General features: G+C 63.5%; 11 protein-coding genes. 7 read left to right on the top strand and 4 right to left on the bottom strand.

The annotated features are described in order from the left end of the window. Positions 1-17 precede the first annotated feature (17 nt). Genes QXZ85_RS20285 through QXZ85_RS20275 form a run of 3 tightly spaced genes read left to right on the top strand, consistent with a single transcriptional unit; the run spans position 18 to position 3517 of the window. Positions 18-1223, top strand: a complete 1206-nt coding sequence (locus tag QXZ85_RS20285) for an amino acid ABC transporter permease (RefSeq protein WP_315703863.1) — start codon at positions 18-20, stop codon at positions 1221-1223. Then, positions 1220-2740, top strand: coding sequence for an amino acid ABC transporter permease (locus QXZ85_RS20280; RefSeq protein ID WP_316174742.1), 1521 nt, complete (start codon positions 1220-1222; stop codon positions 2738-2740). The genes QXZ85_RS20285 and QXZ85_RS20280 overlap by 4 nt, the downstream gene beginning before the upstream one ends. A 33-nt stretch (positions 2741-2773) precedes the next feature. Continuing rightward, the gene (locus tag QXZ85_RS20275) at positions 2774-3517 is read left to right on the top strand and encodes an amino acid ABC transporter ATP-binding protein (RefSeq protein ID WP_315703865.1); all 744 of its coding nucleotides are present in this window, start codon (positions 2774-2776) and stop codon (positions 3515-3517) included. A 44-nt stretch (positions 3518-3561) separates the two neighbouring features. Here QXZ85_RS20275 and QXZ85_RS20270 read toward each other — a convergent pair whose 3' ends face one another. The 4 genes from QXZ85_RS20270 to QXZ85_RS20255 all read right to left on the bottom strand — a co-directional run bounded on the left by QXZ85_RS20270 (position 3562) and on the right by QXZ85_RS20255 (position 8192). Then, a complete protein-coding gene (locus QXZ85_RS20270) occupies positions 3562-4596 on the bottom strand; it encodes a cysteine synthase A (RefSeq protein WP_315766137.1) in 1035 nt (344 codons plus the stop codon). Positions 4597-4699: 103 nt separating this feature from the next. Then, a complete protein-coding gene (locus QXZ85_RS20265; protein WP_315703867.1) occupies positions 4700-5929 on the bottom strand; it encodes a cyclopropane-fatty-acyl-phospholipid synthase family protein in 1230 nt (409 codons plus the stop codon). A 122-nt stretch (positions 5930-6051) separates the two neighbouring features. Then, positions 6052-6876 (bottom strand): DUF1365 domain-containing protein, encoded by an 825-nt coding sequence (locus QXZ85_RS20260; protein WP_316174740.1) that lies wholly within the window; start codon positions 6874-6876, stop codon positions 6052-6054. A gap of 2 nt (positions 6877-6878) precedes the next feature. Continuing rightward, positions 6879-8192, bottom strand: a complete 1314-nt coding sequence (locus QXZ85_RS20255; protein ID WP_316174738.1) for an NAD(P)/FAD-dependent oxidoreductase — start codon at positions 8190-8192, stop codon at positions 6879-6881. A 415-nt stretch (positions 8193-8607) separates the two neighbouring features. Between QXZ85_RS20255 and QXZ85_RS20250 the strand changes: the two genes are divergently transcribed. From QXZ85_RS20250 to QXZ85_RS20235, 4 genes are read left to right on the top strand one after another with little or no spacing between them, the layout of a single operon-like run. Continuing rightward, a complete protein-coding gene (locus QXZ85_RS20250) occupies positions 8608-10065 on the top strand; it encodes an efflux transporter outer membrane subunit (RefSeq protein ID WP_316174827.1) in 1458 nt (485 codons plus the stop codon). Beyond that, entirely contained in the window at positions 10055-11365 is a 1311-nt protein-coding gene (locus QXZ85_RS20245; RefSeq protein WP_315703870.1) for an efflux RND transporter periplasmic adaptor subunit, read from the top strand. Before QXZ85_RS20250 ends, QXZ85_RS20245 begins: the two co-directional genes overlap by 11 nt. A gap of 30 nt (positions 11366-11395) precedes the next feature. Beyond that, entirely contained in the window at positions 11396-14521 is a 3126-nt protein-coding gene (locus QXZ85_RS20240; protein WP_315703871.1) for an efflux RND transporter permease subunit, read from the top strand. Continuing rightward, positions 14521-17667, top strand: a complete 3147-nt coding sequence (locus tag QXZ85_RS20235; RefSeq protein ID WP_315767873.1) for an efflux RND transporter permease subunit — start codon at positions 14521-14523, stop codon at positions 17665-17667. The genes QXZ85_RS20240 and QXZ85_RS20235 overlap by 1 nt, the downstream gene beginning before the upstream one ends. Positions 17668-17678: the final 11 nt, after the last annotated feature.

Below are 17678 nucleotides of genomic sequence, written 5' to 3'. Positions count from 1 at the left end.
GGTCGGGAGCTGGGGCGATGAGTATCGAAGCGAGGTCCCCTCCGCCGCAATACGCGCTTCGCCTGAAGCGCGTATTGGGCGGCCGCGCAGGGTGGAGCGGGTTCGTCCTGCAGATCCTGTTCGTCGCAGCGCTGGCGTGGATTGGCTTCGAGATCGTAGCCAATGTCCGCGCCAATCTCGAAGCTCAACGCATCACCTCGGGCTTCGGATTCCTGAACAATACGGCAGGCTTTGACGTCAGCCAGAGCCTGATTCCGTATTCCGGATCGAGCAGCTACACCCGCGTGTTCCTCGTCGGGCTGCTCAATACGCTGCTGGTCTCGGTCATCGGGATCTTCTTTGCCACGATCATTGGCTTCATCGTCGCGCTCGGCCGGCTGTCCCCGAACGGATTGCTGGCGCGCGTGGCGGGTGCGTACGTGGAAATCATTCGCAATCTGCCGGTGCTGTTCCAGATCCTGTTCTGGTATCTCGCCGTGCTCGCGGCGCTGCCTGCACCGCGGCAAAGCATCTCGCTGTTCGGAAGCTTCTATCTGAACAATCGCGGCTTGGTGATTCCATGGCCAATTGCCGAGCCCGGACTTGTGCCGTTCCTGATCGCGCTTGCGATCGCAGTGATTGCCGCGCTCGGGCTTCGGGGCTATGCGCGGCAGGAGCTGTTCCTGAAGGGGCATGAGATCCGGATCTGGCCCTACGTGATCGGCGTGTTGGTCGGGCTGCCCCTGATTTCGGCGCTCGTGTTCGGCAAGCCGGTCGAGTTCGAAGTGCCGGTACTGAAAGGATTCAACTTCGCCGGCGGCTCACGGGTCATTCCGGAATTCGTCGCGGTGACCGTAGCCCTGTCGATGTATACGGCGGCGTTCATCGCCGAGGTGGTGCGCGCCGGCATCCTGTCGGTGCACAAGGGGCAGATGGAGGCGGGCGTCTCGCTCGGCCTGTCGCGCGGACGAGTGCTGCGCCTCATTGTGATCCCGCAGGCGCTGCGCGTGATCCTGCCGCCGCTCACCAACCAATATCTCAATCTCACCAAGAACTCGTCGCTGGCGGTCGCGATCGGCTATCCCGAGCTGGTCTCGGTGTTCATGGGCACCACGCTCAGCCAAACGGGACAGGCGATCGAGATCATCGCGATCACGATGGGCGTATATCTGCTGATCTCCCTGATCACGAGTGCGATCATGAGCTTCTACGGCTGGCGACTGGGTAAGAGGCTCGGCGCATGAGCGACATCACCGCCCCCACCTTCATGCGTCAGGAACTGGTGCCGGAACGACGAGCGCCAGTCAGGACAACGGGACTGGTCGGCTTCGTTCGGACGCGGATGCTCAATTCACCGCTCAACGTCCTGCTCACGATCATCAGCGGGGCCCTGATCTGGTTTACGGTGGTCCCGGCGATCCAGTTCCTGCTGGTCGATGCGGTCTGGCACGGCCAGGACCGCGAGGCCTGCCTGGCGCAGAACGCCGGCCACGCGGTCGGTGCCTGCTGGCCCTACATCGGCGCCAAGATCACGCAGTTCATCTACGGCTTCTATCCCGAAGCCGAACGGTGGCGCGTAAACCTCACCTTCCTGCTCGCCGTCGTTCTGCTCGTGCCGCTGCTGATTCCGCGCATTCCGGCCAAGAGCCTGAATGCCGGCCTGTTCTTCCTGGCGTTGCCGGTGGTGGCCTTCTTCCTGCTCTATGGCGGCGGCCTCTCGGGCTTTGGCGTGAGCTGGACGGCGAGCCTGCTGGCGGCTTTTGCCGACAGCATCCAAAGCTCAGGCAGCGCATTGCTGCGTGCCGGCGCGAACACGCCCGGGGTCGGAATTCTGTTCTGGGCGGTCGGCGAGCTGATCGTTCTGATCGGCACGGTGGTGTCCTGGATCATCTCGCCGCTGACTTGGTTGCGGGGGGAGATCCAGAATTCGCATCAGCCGCTCTGGATCGATCTTGCGCTCACCGCCATTCTGGTTTCGGCACTGGTGTTGTTCCTTGGCGGCGGCCGGCGCGCGCTGGGGGCGGTCGTCAAATGCATCGTCACCTTTGCCGGTATCGGCGTCGTGATCGGCCTGATGGGCCTGGATCATGGCGGCCTTCAGGTCGTCGATACCAGGCTGTGGGGCGGGCTTCTGGTCACCCTGGTTGTATCGATCACGGGCATCGTCGCTTCGATGCCGATCGGCATCGCGCTGGCGCTCGGGCGTCGTTCGACCATTCCGCTGATCCGCATCTTCTCGATCGCCTTCATCGAGCTCTGGCGCGGCGTCCCCCTGATCACCGTGCTGTTCTTCGCCACCTACATGCTGCCGCTGTTCTTGCCGGGCAACATGACGGTGGATGGACTGCTCCGTGCGCTGATCGGCGTCTCGCTGTTCTCCGGCGCCTACCAGGCGGAAGTCATCCGCGGCGGCCTGCAGGCGATCCCGCGCGGGCAGGGCGAGGCGGCGAGCGCCCTGGGCCTGTCCTGGGCAAAGACGACCTTCCTGATCGTGCTGCCGCAGGCGCTGCGCCATGTCATTCCGGGGCTGGTCGGCTCCTTCATCTCGCTCTTCAAGGACACATCGCTTGTTTCGATCGTTGCGATCTTCGATCTGCTCGGCAGCCTGCGTGCATCGTTCTCCGATCCCACCTGGGCGACGCCGACCACGGCCTTCACCGGCTTCGCCTTCACGGGAATGATCTATTTCGTCTTCTGTTTCGGCATGTCGCGCTACGCGCTGTTCGTGGAGCGCCGGTTGAATGCGCACCGGCGCCATTGACCTGCATCGCGCAAGAGAGCTCAAAGTGATCCCATGACCACCAACCCGATCGTCAACATTGCCGCCCTCAACAAATGGTACGGCGATTTCCACGTGCTGCGCGATATCAATCTCGGCGTCGCCAAGGGCGAGCGTATCGTCATCTGCGGCCCGTCGGGCTCCGGCAAATCGACGTTGATCCGCTGCATCAATGCGCTGGAGGAATTCCAGGAGGGCGAGATCACGGTCGACGGCATCGAGCTCGGCCCCAACCTCAAGCGCGTGGATGAAGTCCGGCGCGAGGTCGGCATGGTGTTCCAGAGCTTCAACCTCTTTCCGCATCTGACCGTGCTGGAGAACTGCACGCTGGCGCCGATCTGGGTCCGCAACATTCCGCAGAAGGATGCGGAAGCCACCGCGATGAAGTTCCTGGAGCGCGTCAAGATTCCGCATCAGGCGCACAAATATCCCGGGCAGATGTCGGGCGGTCAGCAGCAGCGCGTGGCGATCGCACGTGCGCTCACCATGAATCCCAAGGTGATGCTGTTCGACGAGCCGACCTCGGCGCTCGACCCGGAGATGGTCAAGGAGGTGCTGGACACCATGGTCGATCTCGCGAAGGAGGGCATGACCATGCTGGTCGTTACCCACGAGATGGGTTTTGCCCGCGAAGTCGCTAACCGGGTCGTGTTCATGGACGCCGGCCAGGTTATCGAATCCAACACGCCGCAGGAATTCTTCGCCAATCCGCAGCACGCGCGCTCGAAGGTGTTCCTGAGCCAGATCCTGCGGCACTGATGAGGGAGCGAATAAGGGAGATTATTCGCTGATCCCTATTCACCTCACACGAATGGCGGCTTGATGTCGCTGCGCTTCTCCAGCCATGCCGGGACCGGCAGGTTCTTCGACCGCATGAACTCCGGATTGAACAGCTTCGACTGATAGCGATTTCCAGAATCGCATAGGATGGTGACGATCGTCTTGCCAGGTCCGAGCTGCTTGGCGAGCTGGATCGCGCCGGCGACGTTGACGCCGGTCGAGCCGCCGAGGCACAGGCCCTCGTGCTGCAGCAGGTCATAGATGATGCCGACGGCTTCATCGTCCGAGATCAGGAAGGCCGTATCGACCTTCGCGGTCTCGATGACCGGCGTCACCCGGCCGATTCCGATGCCTTCCGTGATGGAATCGCCAGGCGTCGATTTGGCTTCGCCGTGCTTGAACCAGTTGTACATGGCAAAGCCATGTGGATCGGCGCAGGCCGTGACGATGTCCTTGTTCTTTTCCTTCAGGTAGCGGCTGGTGCCGGCCAGCGTGCCGCCAGTGCCCACGGCGGAGATGAACCCATCCACCTTGCCGCCAGTCTGTTCCCAGATCTCCGGGCCGGTCGATTCATAATGCGCCTTGGCGTTGTCGAGGTTGTTCCACTGGTCGGCGAACAAGACGCCATTCGGTTCGGTCTTGCGGAGCTGATCGGCAAGGCGCCGGCCGACATGCTGATAATTGTTCGGATTGGAAAAGGGCAGAGCAGGCACCTCGACGAGTTCGGCGCCGCACAGTCTGAGCATGTCCTTCTTTTCCTGGCTCTGCGTCTCCGGGATCACGATCAGCGTGCGATAACCGCGCGCTGCCGCGACCACGGCGAGACCAATGCCGGTGTTGCCTGCGGTCGCCTCGACCACGAGTCCGCCCGGCTTCAATTCGCCGCGTTTCTCAGCCCCCAGGATCATCCATTTGCCGGCGCGGTCCTTGACCGATTGGCCGGGATTCATGAACTCGGCCTTGCCGAGAATGGTGCAGCCGGTCGCTTCCGAGGCATGCTTGAGCTTGATCAGCGGCGTGTTGCCGATCGCCTCGACGACGTCGTTTCGAATTGTCATGGCGCAATACCGTAAGGGATCCTCTGAAACATCTAGGAAGACCCTAGCGCGATATCCAGCCGCACGTAAGGCGCGGTGCAAGACGCGTTGACCGGCAGGTCGTTCAACGCTCCTTGGCGAACACGACCTGCCTGACGTCGATATTGCCGGAGAGGAATCCCGCCTCGCAGTAGGACAGATAATATTCCCACAGGCGACGGAAGCGATCGTCGAAACCCGAGGGCACCAGGTTAGGCCAAGCCGCCCGGAAATTATTTCGCCAGATCGCGAGTGTCTTGGCATAATCTTGCCCAAAGATGCGCTCGCGCACGACAGGAATTCCAAATCGCTCGCCGAGTGTCTTCAGGATCTGCGGCGATGGCAGCATGCCACCCGGAAACACGTAGCGCTGGATGAAGTCGACTTCCCGGCGATAGTGCTGGAACATGCTATCTTGGATCGTGATCGCCTGGATGCCGGCCAAGCCGCCGGGCAGCAGTCGATCTCGCAACTGCGAAAAATATCTTGGCCAGAACTGCTCGCCGACCGCTTCGATCATCTCGATCGAGGCAATGCGGTCGTAGCGGTCGCGCTCGTCGCGATAATCCTGCAGCTTGATCTCGACCTTATCAGCCAGCCCGGCCTCGTGAATGCGGCGCTGGGCGAAATCGCGTTGCTGGGTGCTGATGGTGAGGCCGACGACCTTGGCGCCGAACGTCTTGGCGACATATTCGGCGAAGCCGCCCCAGCCGCAGCCGATCTCCAGCAGCTTCTGTCCGGGCTTGAGGTCGATGGCCTCGGCCAGCCGCCGGTACTTGTTCTTCTGCGCTGAAGTCAGGTCGGTCGTGTGCTCCTCGAAGATCGCCGAGGAATAGGTCATGCTGGAATCGAGCCAAGCCGAATAAAACGCGTTGCCGATATCGTAATGTGCGTAGATGTTGCGCCGCGCTTGACGTCGCGTGTTCCGATTGAACCAGTGCCGTACCATCTGGGCGAATCGGATCAGCGGCTTGTCTTCGAGCATGGTCTGCAGGAGCTCGTGATTGACGCAGAACAGGTAGAGAAACTGCGTCAAGTCCGGCGTTTCCCAATCGCCGTTGAGATAGGCCTCGGCAATGCCGATGTCGCCGCCCTTGAGCAGCCGCGAGGCGAAGCCGTAATTGCGGAGGATCATGGCGGCGGCCGGGCCCGGCTCAAGCCCCCCGAGCCTGATCACGCGCCGGTCGAGCAGGGTCACGTCGAGCGTTCCGCGCCGCAGCTTTGCGCCGAAACCGAGGGCCAGCCGGGCCAGCCGCGGCAGGTCGGCGAGAACCTGATCGATATTGTCAGGGGTGACAGCAATCACGTCCGGCATGAGAGGTCCATTTCACGCAAAACGGCTCTGCATCCGAATGGTCGTGCCATCGGCGCAGCGTGGCAAGAACGAGCCTTCCGGACCAAAGCGCGCCGCCGGGGAGCCGTCAGCGCGGCAATATATTAAGCGTGGCTGTCCCGACTCGCCAAGCCGGTATTGGAACTCTGCGGACCAGGCTTGTCCGGACGGGGCACCAGGGCAATGCCCTTGAGCCAAAGCCGCAGCGCTTCCCAGTGGATGGCGGCAAAGACCTTGAAAGTGACAAGCGGAAGCGACACGAAGGCGTGCAGCAAGGCGGCCGAGGTCAGAGCGCGCCGGCGGCCGAGGAACGTGGCGGCGAGCACAGGACCTTCTGGGCCGCTCTCCAGGATGCGCAGCTTGACCTCATCGCCCGGTGGGACGATGCGGAAATCGTAACGCATCGCCATGTCGATGAAGGGCGAGACGTAGAAAGACTTCTCCTGCGCCTGCCTGAGGCCCGCATCCGTGAGTTCGCCCGGCTTGACCGGCTGCACGTAAGGGGTGATATCGCCAAAGGTGTTGCGGACCTCGTAGATCATGAGTGCCAGACTGCCGTCTGCGCGGTAACAGAAATAGACCGACAGCGGATTGAACACATAGCCGAGCAGGCGCGGATAGCAGAGCAGCAGCACGCGTCCGCCGGAAAGGTCGATCCCGTGCGCGGCGGCGCTGGCTTGCGCATAGTCGCGCAGCGACGATCCGTCGCACTTGCCATGGTCGATCTCGCGAAAACTATAGAGCGCCCGGCGATTGGCGCCGAACAGGAAAGACTGCTGCCCCGCCTGGTCGAGCTGGTCGAGATCGATCAACAAGCTCATCACGCGGTAGGCGAAGCGATGGTGCCGTGGGCGCAGCCGAGTATGCATGACATCGCCGAAATAGAGCGCGGCGGCAGCTGGTGGCGGATCGGTCGTCGCGAAGCCCATGATCATTCCGCAGCTTGAGCGAGCTGTGGCGGCAATTTGCGCCAGGGCGCGACCGCGCCCAGAGCTTCCGCTGCGGCGAGGCCGGAGCGCAGCCCGTCCTCATGAAAGCCATAGCCGGTCCAGGCGCCGCAGAACCAGGTGCGGCGATGGCCTTGAATGTCCGGCAGTCGCTTCTGCGCGGCAAAGGCCGGGGCAGTGTATTGCGGATGCTCGCAAAGATACTTGCCGAAGGTGAGTTCGGGGGCCGGGGCAAAGGGCGGGTTGAGACTGACGAACAGCGGCTTGTCCGGGTCGATGCCCTGCAGATTGTTCATCCAATAGGTGACCGCGACGTCATTGAGCGGCGTGCCTTCGCGTTGCCAGCGCAGGAAATTCCATGAGGCCCAGGCGCGCTGGCGCCTTGGCATCAGTCTGATGTCGCGATGCAGGTAGATCGTGTTCGGGGAATATCTGATAGCGCCGAGAACGTCGCGCTCCTGCGTGTCGGCATCGCTCAGCACCGAAAGCGCCTGGTCGCTGTGGGCGGCGATGACGACGTGATCGTAGCTGTCGCGGTGGCCGAAGCTGTCGCGAACGACGACGCCCTGGGATGTTCGCTCGACCGCCGTTACCGCGCAGCCGAGCCGCAGCGAACCGCGAAAGGCGGACGTCAGTTTCTGAACGTAGTTGCGGCTGCCGCCCTTGACGGTGCGCCACACCGGCCGGTCATAATGCAGCAGACGATGGTTGTTGAAGAAGGCGATGAAGTTCTCGGCCGGAAAGTCGAGAATCTCGGAGGCCGGTGCCGACCAGATCGCCGCGCCCATCGGCGCCAGATAATCGGAGAGCAGGCGCGGGGCGAAATGGTTGCTGCGAAAATACTCGCCGAGCGAGAGGCCTGCGAGCCGGCCGGCCTTGAAGTCGGCCACGCTTTGCTCGTTGAAGGTGACAATGTCGCGCAGCATCCAAAGATACGACGAGGAGAGCAGATTGGCGGGCTGGGCGAACAGGCACTTGGCCGTCTCGAGCCAAGTATTGCCGCCGCCTTTCCATTCGAAGCGGCCTTCGTCCGCCGTAACCGCAAAGTTCATGCAGCTTTCGATCGTCTCCACGCCCAGGTGGTCGAAGAGGGCGGATAACTCGGGATAGTTGAGCTCGTTGTAGACGATGAAGCCGATATCGACCGCAATCGGGGCTCCATCATAGTCGATCGTGACCGTGTGGCTGTGGCCGCCCGGGCAAAGCTCGCGCTCATATACAGTAACTGGATAATGCCGTGACAGCGCCCAGGCCGCAGCGTTGCCCGCAATTCCCGTTCCAATCACTGCGACTCGCATTCAAAGCCCCCCGACCAGGATGTGCGAGATACGGTGCGTCCCGTGAAAGGTTTCAGGCGCGGCTTTGACAGCACAGCTGCGGTCAAAATGGTTCGCCGGATATGAAATCTTGGTAAGAATGCGGGCTGTGCCGAGGCCGCTTTGGCCGCAGAAAACCGCAAAAAATGCGGGGAATCCGTCCCATTCTGGATAGCGGAAGGAGATTGCCGCGAAGGGGACAGAGCTGCGGCAGGACTGTCCGTCGTGCGTTCGCGCGGGTAGTATGATCGGCAAGATCACAGGGAAGCATTACGTTCGTGTCCAGCTTGCACATCGTCGTCGACGAGGCCGCCCGCGCCTGCACCTATGCGCGCGTGCGCTCCGCCCTTGCGGCTTCTTCGGCCTGCGGAGACCGGATGTGACCCAGTTTGGCGTGATGACGGCGGCCAGGCCGGCACGCCCGCATTTGCGTCGTGCGATCCGATGGCTGGCGGCGGTCGGACTTGCGGCGAATTCGGCCGGCTGCCTGTTGACCCAGGATCTTCCGGATCCGGCGCTTGACGTCCCAGGTCGCTACAAGCACGCCGCAGGGGCGGATTCGGTCGCTCCTCCCTCCTTGGATTGGTGGCGCGGCTTCGGCTCGAAGCAGCTCACCGAGCTGATGGAGGAGGCGCAGCGGGTCAATCTCGACATCGCCGCGGCGGTTGCCCGTTTCAAGCAGGCCGACGCGCTGGCCCGGCAGGCCGGCGCAGCGCTACTGCCCAGCCTCACGGCAACGGGGCAGGAGACCTATTCACGCACCTCCGGATCCAGCGCCAGCGGCCTCACCAATGGCGGCCGCGAGGTCGTCAACTACCAAGCCTCGCTTGCGGCGAGCTACCAGCTCGACTTCTTCGGCCAGAACCGTGATGCGCTCCAGGCTGCCGAAGAAACCGTGATCGCGAACCGCTTCGATCGCGATGTAACGGCGCTGACCACGCTCGCGAGCGTCGCCAACGCCTATTTCCAGGTGCTCGCCGCTCAAGATCGTCTTCGTACCGCCGAGCGCAACATCGCCAGCGCCCAGCGCGTGCTCGATGCCATCCGCGAGCGGCAGAAGGCCGGCACCGGCACTGATCTCGACGTCGCGCAACAGGAGAGCGTGCTGGCCAACCAGAAGGCGGCCGTGCCGCCGCTGCGGCAGACGCTCGACCAGAATATCAATGCGCTGGCGGTTCTGGTGTCGCGCCCCCCCGAAAGCATCCATGTCAAAGGTGGTTCCCTCGACCAGATCAGGACGCCACGCGTGACGCCGGGGCTGCCCTCGGAGCTCCTGACGCAGCGTCCGGACATTCGCCGCCAGGAGGCGCAACTGGCGTCTGCAACCGCAAACGTCGGCAATGCACGCGCGCAATTCTTTCCGAGCATTCAGCTGACCGGACAAGGCGGCTATCAAAGCTCGGCGCTGGTGTCGCTGTTCCAGCCGCATGCCGCCTTCTTCAGCCTGGTCGGCAGTGCGACCCAGCCGATCTTCGACGGCGGCCGGATTCTCGGTAATTTCGAGAACGCCAAGGCACGCCAGGATGAGCTGTTGCAGACCTATCGCAAGACGGTGGTCCAGGCCTTCACCGACGTCGATAATGCGCTGTATTCGATCAAACAGACCACGATCAGGCTGCAGCTGCAGCGTGACGTGCTGGCATCGTCGCGGCGGGCGTTCCAACTCTCCGAACAGCAACTGCGCGCCGGCACTGCCGATATCGTGACCGTGCTGAATACGCAATTGACGCTATTTCAGGCCGAAGACGTGTATTGGCAAGCGCAGCTCGCACGGCTCCAGGCCATCGTGAGCCTCTATCAGGCGCTGGGGGGCAGCTGGGAGCCGAAAGTGGAGAAACCGGTCGATGCTCTTTAAGCCGGACCAGAAACGAACCGACACAAAGGGTGAGCCTGTAAAGCGATCCAGGCGGGGCCGGCGCCTGGTCGCGGCCGTGCTGACGCTCGTGATCCTCGGTGGTCTCGGTTACATCGGGTGGAGCGCGATCCAGCAGCGGCAGGCCGGGCTGCGCATGCAGCGGCCGGACCTGCCGGTCCCCGTGCTTGCCGCGACCCCGATCACCAAGGATGTCCCGGTCTATCTGGACGGAGTCGGCGCGGTGCGCGCGCTCAACACGGTGACGGTGCGCTCGCAGGTCGACGGCAAGCTGATCGCGGTCAATTTCGTTGAAGGACAGGACGTCAAGAAGGGCGACGTGCTCGCCGAGATCGATCCTGCGATCTACCAGGCGCAGTACGACCAGGCGGTCGCCAAGAAGGCGCAGGACGAGGCCCAGCTCGCCAACCAGAAGCTCGATCTGCAGCGCTATGAGCAACTCGCGGCCAGCAATGCCGGCTCGAAGCAGCAGGCCGATACTCAGCGCGCGACGGTCGCGCAGCAGCAGGCGCTGATCAAGGCCGATCAGGCCGCCATCGACAATGCTGCGGCGACGTTGAGCTACACCAAGATCGTCGCGCCGCTCTCGGGACGCGCCGGCCTGCGCCAGGTCGACCAGGGCAACATCGTCCATGCGGCCGATGCGACCGGCCTCGTGATCATCACCCAGCTGCAGCCCATCGCAGTCCAGTTCAGCCTGCCGCAACAGCAGATCATGCGGGTCAACGCAGCAGCGGGCGCCGGGCCGCTTGCCGTCGACGTCTTCGGCAATGACGGCGTGACCGTGATCGATACCGGGACGCTCAAGGGCATCGACAACCAGGTGGATTCGACAACGGGCACGCTCAAGCTCAAGGCCGAATTTCCCAATGCGAAGTTCCAGCTCTGGCCGGGACAGTTCGTCAATGTTCGGCTGAAGGTGGAGACCCTTGCCAGCGCGATCGTGGTCCCGACCGCCGCCGTGCAGCGGGGGCCCGTCGGCACCTTCAGCTATGTGGTCGGCGAGGGCGATATCGTTTCGGCGCGCCCTGTCACGGTGACGCAGCAGAATGAGTCCGAGGCGGTGATCGCCAGCGGATTGACGTCCTCGGACCGGGTTGTGACCACCGGCTTTGCCAATCTGGCCGATGGTGCCAAGGTGATCGTCGGTCACGATGAGCAGACCCCGACCGCCGATCTGGCGCCACGCAAGCGCGGCAGCCGGAATGCGCAGGGCAAGGATCAGCCCAAGGAACAATCCAAGGGCCAGGCAAAAGGCGGTGGCGGGAGGCCGCAGCCATGACGCAGATCAGCGGCTAGGAGCCTCGTGCGGATGGGCGTATCCGAACCCTTCATTCGTCGTCCGATCGCGACGTCGCTGCTCGGGGTGGCGCTCCTGATCGGCGGTCTGTTGGGCTATTTCGCGCTGCCGGTCTCGGCGCTGCCGCAGGTCGATTTCCCGACGGTGCAGGTGACGACGCAGCTGCCGGGCGCGAGCCCCGATGTCATCGCGTCGCTGATCACCGCGCCGCTGGAGCGGCAGCTCGGCCAGATTCCGTCCTTGAGCGCGATGAATTCGACCAGCTCATTCGGCGTCAGCCAGATCTCGTTGCAGTTCGATCTCGGCCGCGACATCGACGGCGCGACCCAGGACGTGCAGGCGGCGATCAATGCCGCCGCCGGCGTCTTGCCGAAGACGCTGCCGTATCCGCCGACCTACGCCAAGGTCAATCCGGCCGACGCGCCGGTGATGACGCTCGCACTGACGTCGGGCACGATCTCGCTGCGCGCGATGAGCGATATCGCCGACACCATTCTGGCGCAGCGCCTGAGCCAGGTGTCCGGGGTTGGCCGCGTCTCCGTCCTCGGCGGCCTTAAGCCCGCCGTGCGCATCCAGGCGGACCTGGGGCGGCTGGCCGCTTACGGCATCGGCATGGAGGATCTGCGCAGTGCCATCGCCGGCGCCAATGTCTCGGGGCCGAAGGGCTCGCTCGACGGCGCGCAGCAGGCCTACACCATCACCGCCAATGATCAGATCGCGGCCGCCGACGCCTACAAGCCGATCATCATCGCCTATCGCAACGGCTCGCCGGTCACGATTGCCGACGTCGCGACCATCGTCGATGGGCTGGAGAACGAGCGCACCGGCGGCTGGTACCAAGGTACGCCGGCCGTCATCATCGACATCCAGCGTCAGCCCGGTGCCAATGTCATCGAGGTCGTCCGCCAGATCCGGGCCGAGATCCCGAAGCTGCAGCGGACGATTCCGGCCGGCGTGAAGCTGAACATCGTCAGCGACCGCACCGTGACGATCCGGGCCTCAGTGCATGACGTGCAGTTCACGCTGGTCCTCAGCGTGGTGCTGGTCACGCTGGTGGTGCTGCTGTTCCTGCGCTCGATGCGCGCCACCATCATCGCCGGCGTTGCATTGCCGCTGTCGTTGATCACGAGCTTCGGCATCATGTATTTCGCCGGCTTCAGCCTCGACAATCTATCGCTGATGGCGCTCACGATCGGCACCGGCTTCGTCGTCGACGACGCCATCGTGATGATCGAGAACATCGTCCGCCATATGGAGGAGGGCGAGTCGGCGATGAGCGCCTCGCTGCGTGGCGCTAGCGAGATCGGCTTCACCGTGATCTCGCTGACGGTGTCGCTGATCGCCGTGTTTATCCCGCTGCTGTTCATGACCGGCTTGGTCGGCCGCATGTTCCGCGAATTTGCGCTCACGCTGACGATCGCGGTGGTGACCTCGGCGGTGGTGTCGCTGACGCTGACCCCGATGATGTGCTCGCGGCTGCTCAAGCATACGCATGAGGAGTGGGTGATCCCGGGCCTCATGGCGATCAGTCGGTTCATCGATCGCACCGTCGCCTTCTATCACCGGACGTTGCTGTGGGTGTTGGAGCGCCAGCGCGCCACGCTGGCTGTGACCTTTGCGACGCTGGCGACGACCATTGCGCTCTATGTCGTCGCGCCGAAGGGTTTCCTGCCGCTGCAGGACACCGGATCGATCACCGCCGTCACCGAGGCGGGGCCGGACGTCTCCTTCGTCGAGATGCAGAAGCGTCAGGCCGATGCGGCGGCTGCGATTCAATCCGATCCTGACGTCACTGGCGTCGTTTCGGTGATCGGCGCCGGCTCGGTCAACCCGACCACCAATGTCGGCAAGTTCGTGATGACCTTAAGGCCGCTCGGCGAGCGGCGCGACAATGTCGCGGTCGTGATCGACCGCCTGAAGCAGAAGGTCGCGGTCATTCCCGGCATGAGGGTCTATTTCCAGCCGGTGCAGGACGTGCAGATCTCGACGCAGTCGAGCCGCTCGCAATATCAGTACACGCTGACGGGCACGGATGCGGCTGAAGTGTCGAAATGGGCGGGCAGGCTGGTCGCGGAGATGCGCCGCGATCCGCTGTTCCGCGACGTCTCGTCGGAGGCGCAGGACGGCGGTCTGCGTGCCGAGCTCACGATCGACCGGCAGCGCGCCGGCCAGCTTGGGGTCAATCTGCAGGGCGTGACCGACACGCTGAACGATGCGTTCGCGCAGCGGCAGATCTCGACCATTTACGGCCAGGCCAATCAGTATCGCGTGGTGCTGGAAGCGCTGCCGATGTATCAGCGCGACCCATCCGTGCTGTCGAAACTCTATCTGCCCGGCGCCGGCGGCCAGGTGCCGCTCTCGGCGGTCGCGACATTGAAGCGGACCACGGCTCCGCTCGCGATCTCGCACCAGGCGCAGTTTCCTGCGGTGTCGCTGAGCTACAACCTGGCGCCGGGTGCCTCGCTCGGCGAGGCGGTCGATGCGGTGAAGACGATCGAGAACCGGATCGGCATGCCCGGCAGCATTGGCGGCGTCTATTCCGGCGATGTCGCCGAATTTTCCAAATCGCTCGCCGGCCAGCCCTGGCTGGTGCTGGCCGCTGTCGTGACGATCTACATCGTGCTCGGTGTGCTCTACGAGAGCTACATCCATCCGATCACGATTCTTTCGACCCTGCCGTCGGCCGGCGTCGGCGCCATTCTGGCGCTGATGGCGTTCGGGCAGGATCTCTCGGTCATCGGCCTGATCGGCATCATCCTCTTGATGGGCATCGTCAAGAAGAACGCGATCATGATGATCGATTTCGCACTCGAGGCGGAGCGAAAGGAGGGCATGTCGCCCTATGATGCGATCGTGCAGGCCTGCCTGTTGCGCTTTCGCCCGATCATGATGACGACCTTGGCCGCGCTGTTCGGTGCGCTGCCGCTGGCGATCGAAAGCGGCACCGGCTCCGAGCTGCGCTTTCCGCTCGGCATCTCCATCATCGGCGGCCTGCTGCTGAGCCAGCTCCTGACGCTCTACACGACGCCCGTGATCTATCTCGCGCTCGACCGCATCAACCGCTCCCTGGAGCGGGCGCTGCCGCCGGTCGGCCCCGATGCGCCCCCGATCGCCGGGGCCACAGAGGGCATCCAGTAATGGCGTCGATCTCCGAGCCATTCATTCGGAGGCCGGTCGGCACCACGCTGCTCTCGATCGGGCTGTTCCTGGTCGGGATCGTGGCTTACGTGTTTTTGCCGGTCGCGCCAGTGCCCAACGTCGATTTTCCGGCCATCTTCGTCTCTGCGACGCGTCCGGGCGCCGATCCGTCCGTGATGGCAGGTACCGTCGCGGCGCCGTTGGAGCGACGGCTCGGAGAAATCTCCGGCGTCGATCAGATCACCTCGACGAGTTCGCTCGGCACGACCAATATCCAGATCCAGTTTTCGATCGGGCGCGATATCGACAAGGCCGCGCGTGACGTGCAGGCCGCGATCAATGCAGCGCTGGCGGACCTGCCGAGCGATCTGCCGGCGTTGCCGCGTTTCCGGAAAGCGAACACGGCCGCAGCGCCGGTGTTCGTGCTGGCCCTGACCTCGAAGACGATGTCGACCAGCGCCATCTACGACGTAGCCGATACCGTGCTGGCGCAGCGGCTGTTCCAGGTACCTGGTGTAGGCAATGTGACCGTGAGCGGCGCCGACCAGCCGGCGGTGCGGATCGCGCTCAACCCGGTCGCGCTCGCCAATGCCGGCATCGCCACGGACGATGTCAGGACAGCGATCGTGAACGCCAACCCGCTCGGGCCTGTCGGCATTTTCGAAGGGGGCCGCCAGAGCGAGACGATTGCGATCAACAAGCAGATGCGCCATGCGGTGCAATTTCGGGACATCCTGATCAAGAGCTCCAACGGCAATTTCGTCAGGCTGTCCGACGTCGCCGATGTCGAGGATTCCGTTCGCAACGTGCGCCAGGTAGCCTGGTTCAACAAGCAGCCGGCGGTGCTGATCCAGATCAGCAAGCAGGGCGATGCCAACGTGATCGAGACGGTCGACCGGGTGAGGGCGCTGATCCCGGATCTGAAGCAATGGATTCCGGCCGGCCTCGACATCTCCATTCTGGTCGATCGCACCGGCACGATCCGCGCCTCCGTCGATGACATGCAGTGGACGTTGCTCGCGACCGCAGCGCTCGTGATGGTCGTGGTCTTCGTGTTTCTGCGCCGGATTGTTCCGACGATCGCAGCCGGCGTCTCCGTACCGCTGGCGCTCGCCGGCACCTGTGCTGGGATGTGGCTCGCCGGCTTCTCGATCGACAATCTGTCGCTGATGGCACTGGCAATCTCGGTAGGTTTCGTGGTCGACGACGCCATCGTCATGATCGAAAACATGTACCGCAATCTCGAGCACGGCATGCCGCCGTTCCGCGCGGCGCTCGAAGGAGCGAGGCAGATCGGCTTCACCGTACTCTCGATCAGTCTCTCGCTTGTCGCTGCCTTCATCCCGCTGATCTTCATGGAAGGTGTGGTCGGGCGGCTGTTGCGCGAATTCTCGCTGACGCTGACTTTTGCGATCGTCGTCTCCACGGTGGTGTCGCTGACGGTGACGCCGATGATCTGCGCGCAATACATCAAGGAAGCGATCTCGGACCGCGCCAGCTGGTTCGACCGGCTGGTCGAGGGCACGTTGTCGCGGATGGTCCGCTTCTATGCCTGGAGCCTGCGCGGGGTGCTCGGCTTCCCGCTGCTCACCTTGCTGGTGTTCTTCGCCACGATCGCGTTGACGGTGACGCTCTACATCAAGACCCCGAAGGGCTACTTCCCGATTGACGATTCCGGCTTTGTCATCGGCGCCACCCGCGCCTCCGCCGACATCTCGTTCCAGTCGATGCTCGGGCTGCAGCAACGCCTTGCGGACATCGTCATGGGCGATCCGGCAGTTGCCGGCATTGGTTCGATCATTGGCGCTGGTGGCGGGCCTGGCGGCGGCACCTCGAACCGCGGCACCATGTTCATCAGCCTGAAGCCGCCCGAGGAGCGCGGCGGCATCTCGACCCAACTCGTGATCGACCGCCTCCGGCACAACCTCGCCATGGTGCCGGGCATTCGCCTGTTCATGTTTGCCGCCCAGGATGTCCGCACCGGCGGGCGCCAGAGCGACTCGGATTACCAGTACACGCTGACCAGTCCCGATCTCGACCTGTTGCAGAAATGGGCGCCGATCGTTGCCAAGCGCATGGAGACGGTGGAGGGGATCACCGATATTTCCAGCGATCGCGATCCCGGCGGGTTGGCGTTGTCGCTCACGATCGACCGGCAGAAGGCGTCGATGCTCGGCGTTCGTGTGCAGGACATCGACAACGCGCTGAACAATGCTTTTGCGCAGCGTCAGATCTCGATCGTCTACAGCCAGCGCAACCAATACATGGTGGTGATCGAGACCGATCCGAAATTCCAGACCGATCCGTCGAACCTCGACCGTATCTACGTGGCGGGCAGCGGTGACACCCAGGTGCCGCTGTCAGCGGTGGTGCACGCCCAGCGCGGCCTGTCGCCGCTCGCCGTTTTCCATTCGCAATCGTTTCCGTCGACCACGGTTTCGTTCAACCTGCTGCCGGACGTAACGTTGCAGGCGGCGACCGCGAACATCCAGCGTGCGGTCGACGAGCTGCATATGCCCGAGGGCATTCGTGGCAGCTTCGACGGCAATGCCGGCGACTTCGCCAAGACCAGCGGGCGCCAGTGGGTGCTGATCCTGTTCGCTTTGGCGGCGATGTATATCGTGCTCGGTGTGCTTTATGAGAGTCTGGCCCATCCGTTCACGATCATCTCGACTCTGCCGTCCGCCGGACTCGGCGCGCTGCTGGCCCTGCAAATCACCAACACGCCGCTTACCGTCATCGCCTTTGTCGGCATCATCCTCCTGATCGGTATCGTCAAGAAGAACGGGATCATGATGGTGGACTTCGCGCTGGAGGCCGAGCAGCAGCGCGGGCTGTCCTCGGCGGATGCGATCTTCGAGGCGTGCTCCGCGCGCTTTCGCCCCATCCTGATGACGACGATGGCCGCGCTGTTCGCCGGCATTCCGCTGGTCATCGCGACCGGCCCGGGAACCGAACTGCGCCGCCCGCTCGGCATCACCATCATCGGCGGGCTGTTGGTGTCCCAGGTGCTGACGCTCTATACGACGCCGGTCATCTATCTGCTGATCGATCGGGTCCGGAATTTCCGCCTGCTATCCAAGATCGGCTGGTTTGTCGTCACCCTGGCCCGCTGGATTTGGCCGCCGACCGTACCTGGTTCGTAGCGCGTGGCTTG

Origin of the sequence: Bradyrhizobium sp. SZCCHNGR1005, from assembly GCF_032489995.1 — a bacterium.
In the GTDB taxonomy this organism is placed as follows: domain Bacteria; phylum Pseudomonadota; class Alphaproteobacteria; order Rhizobiales; family Xanthobacteraceae; genus Bradyrhizobium.
This window is presented reverse-complemented; position numbering and strand designations above follow the sequence as displayed.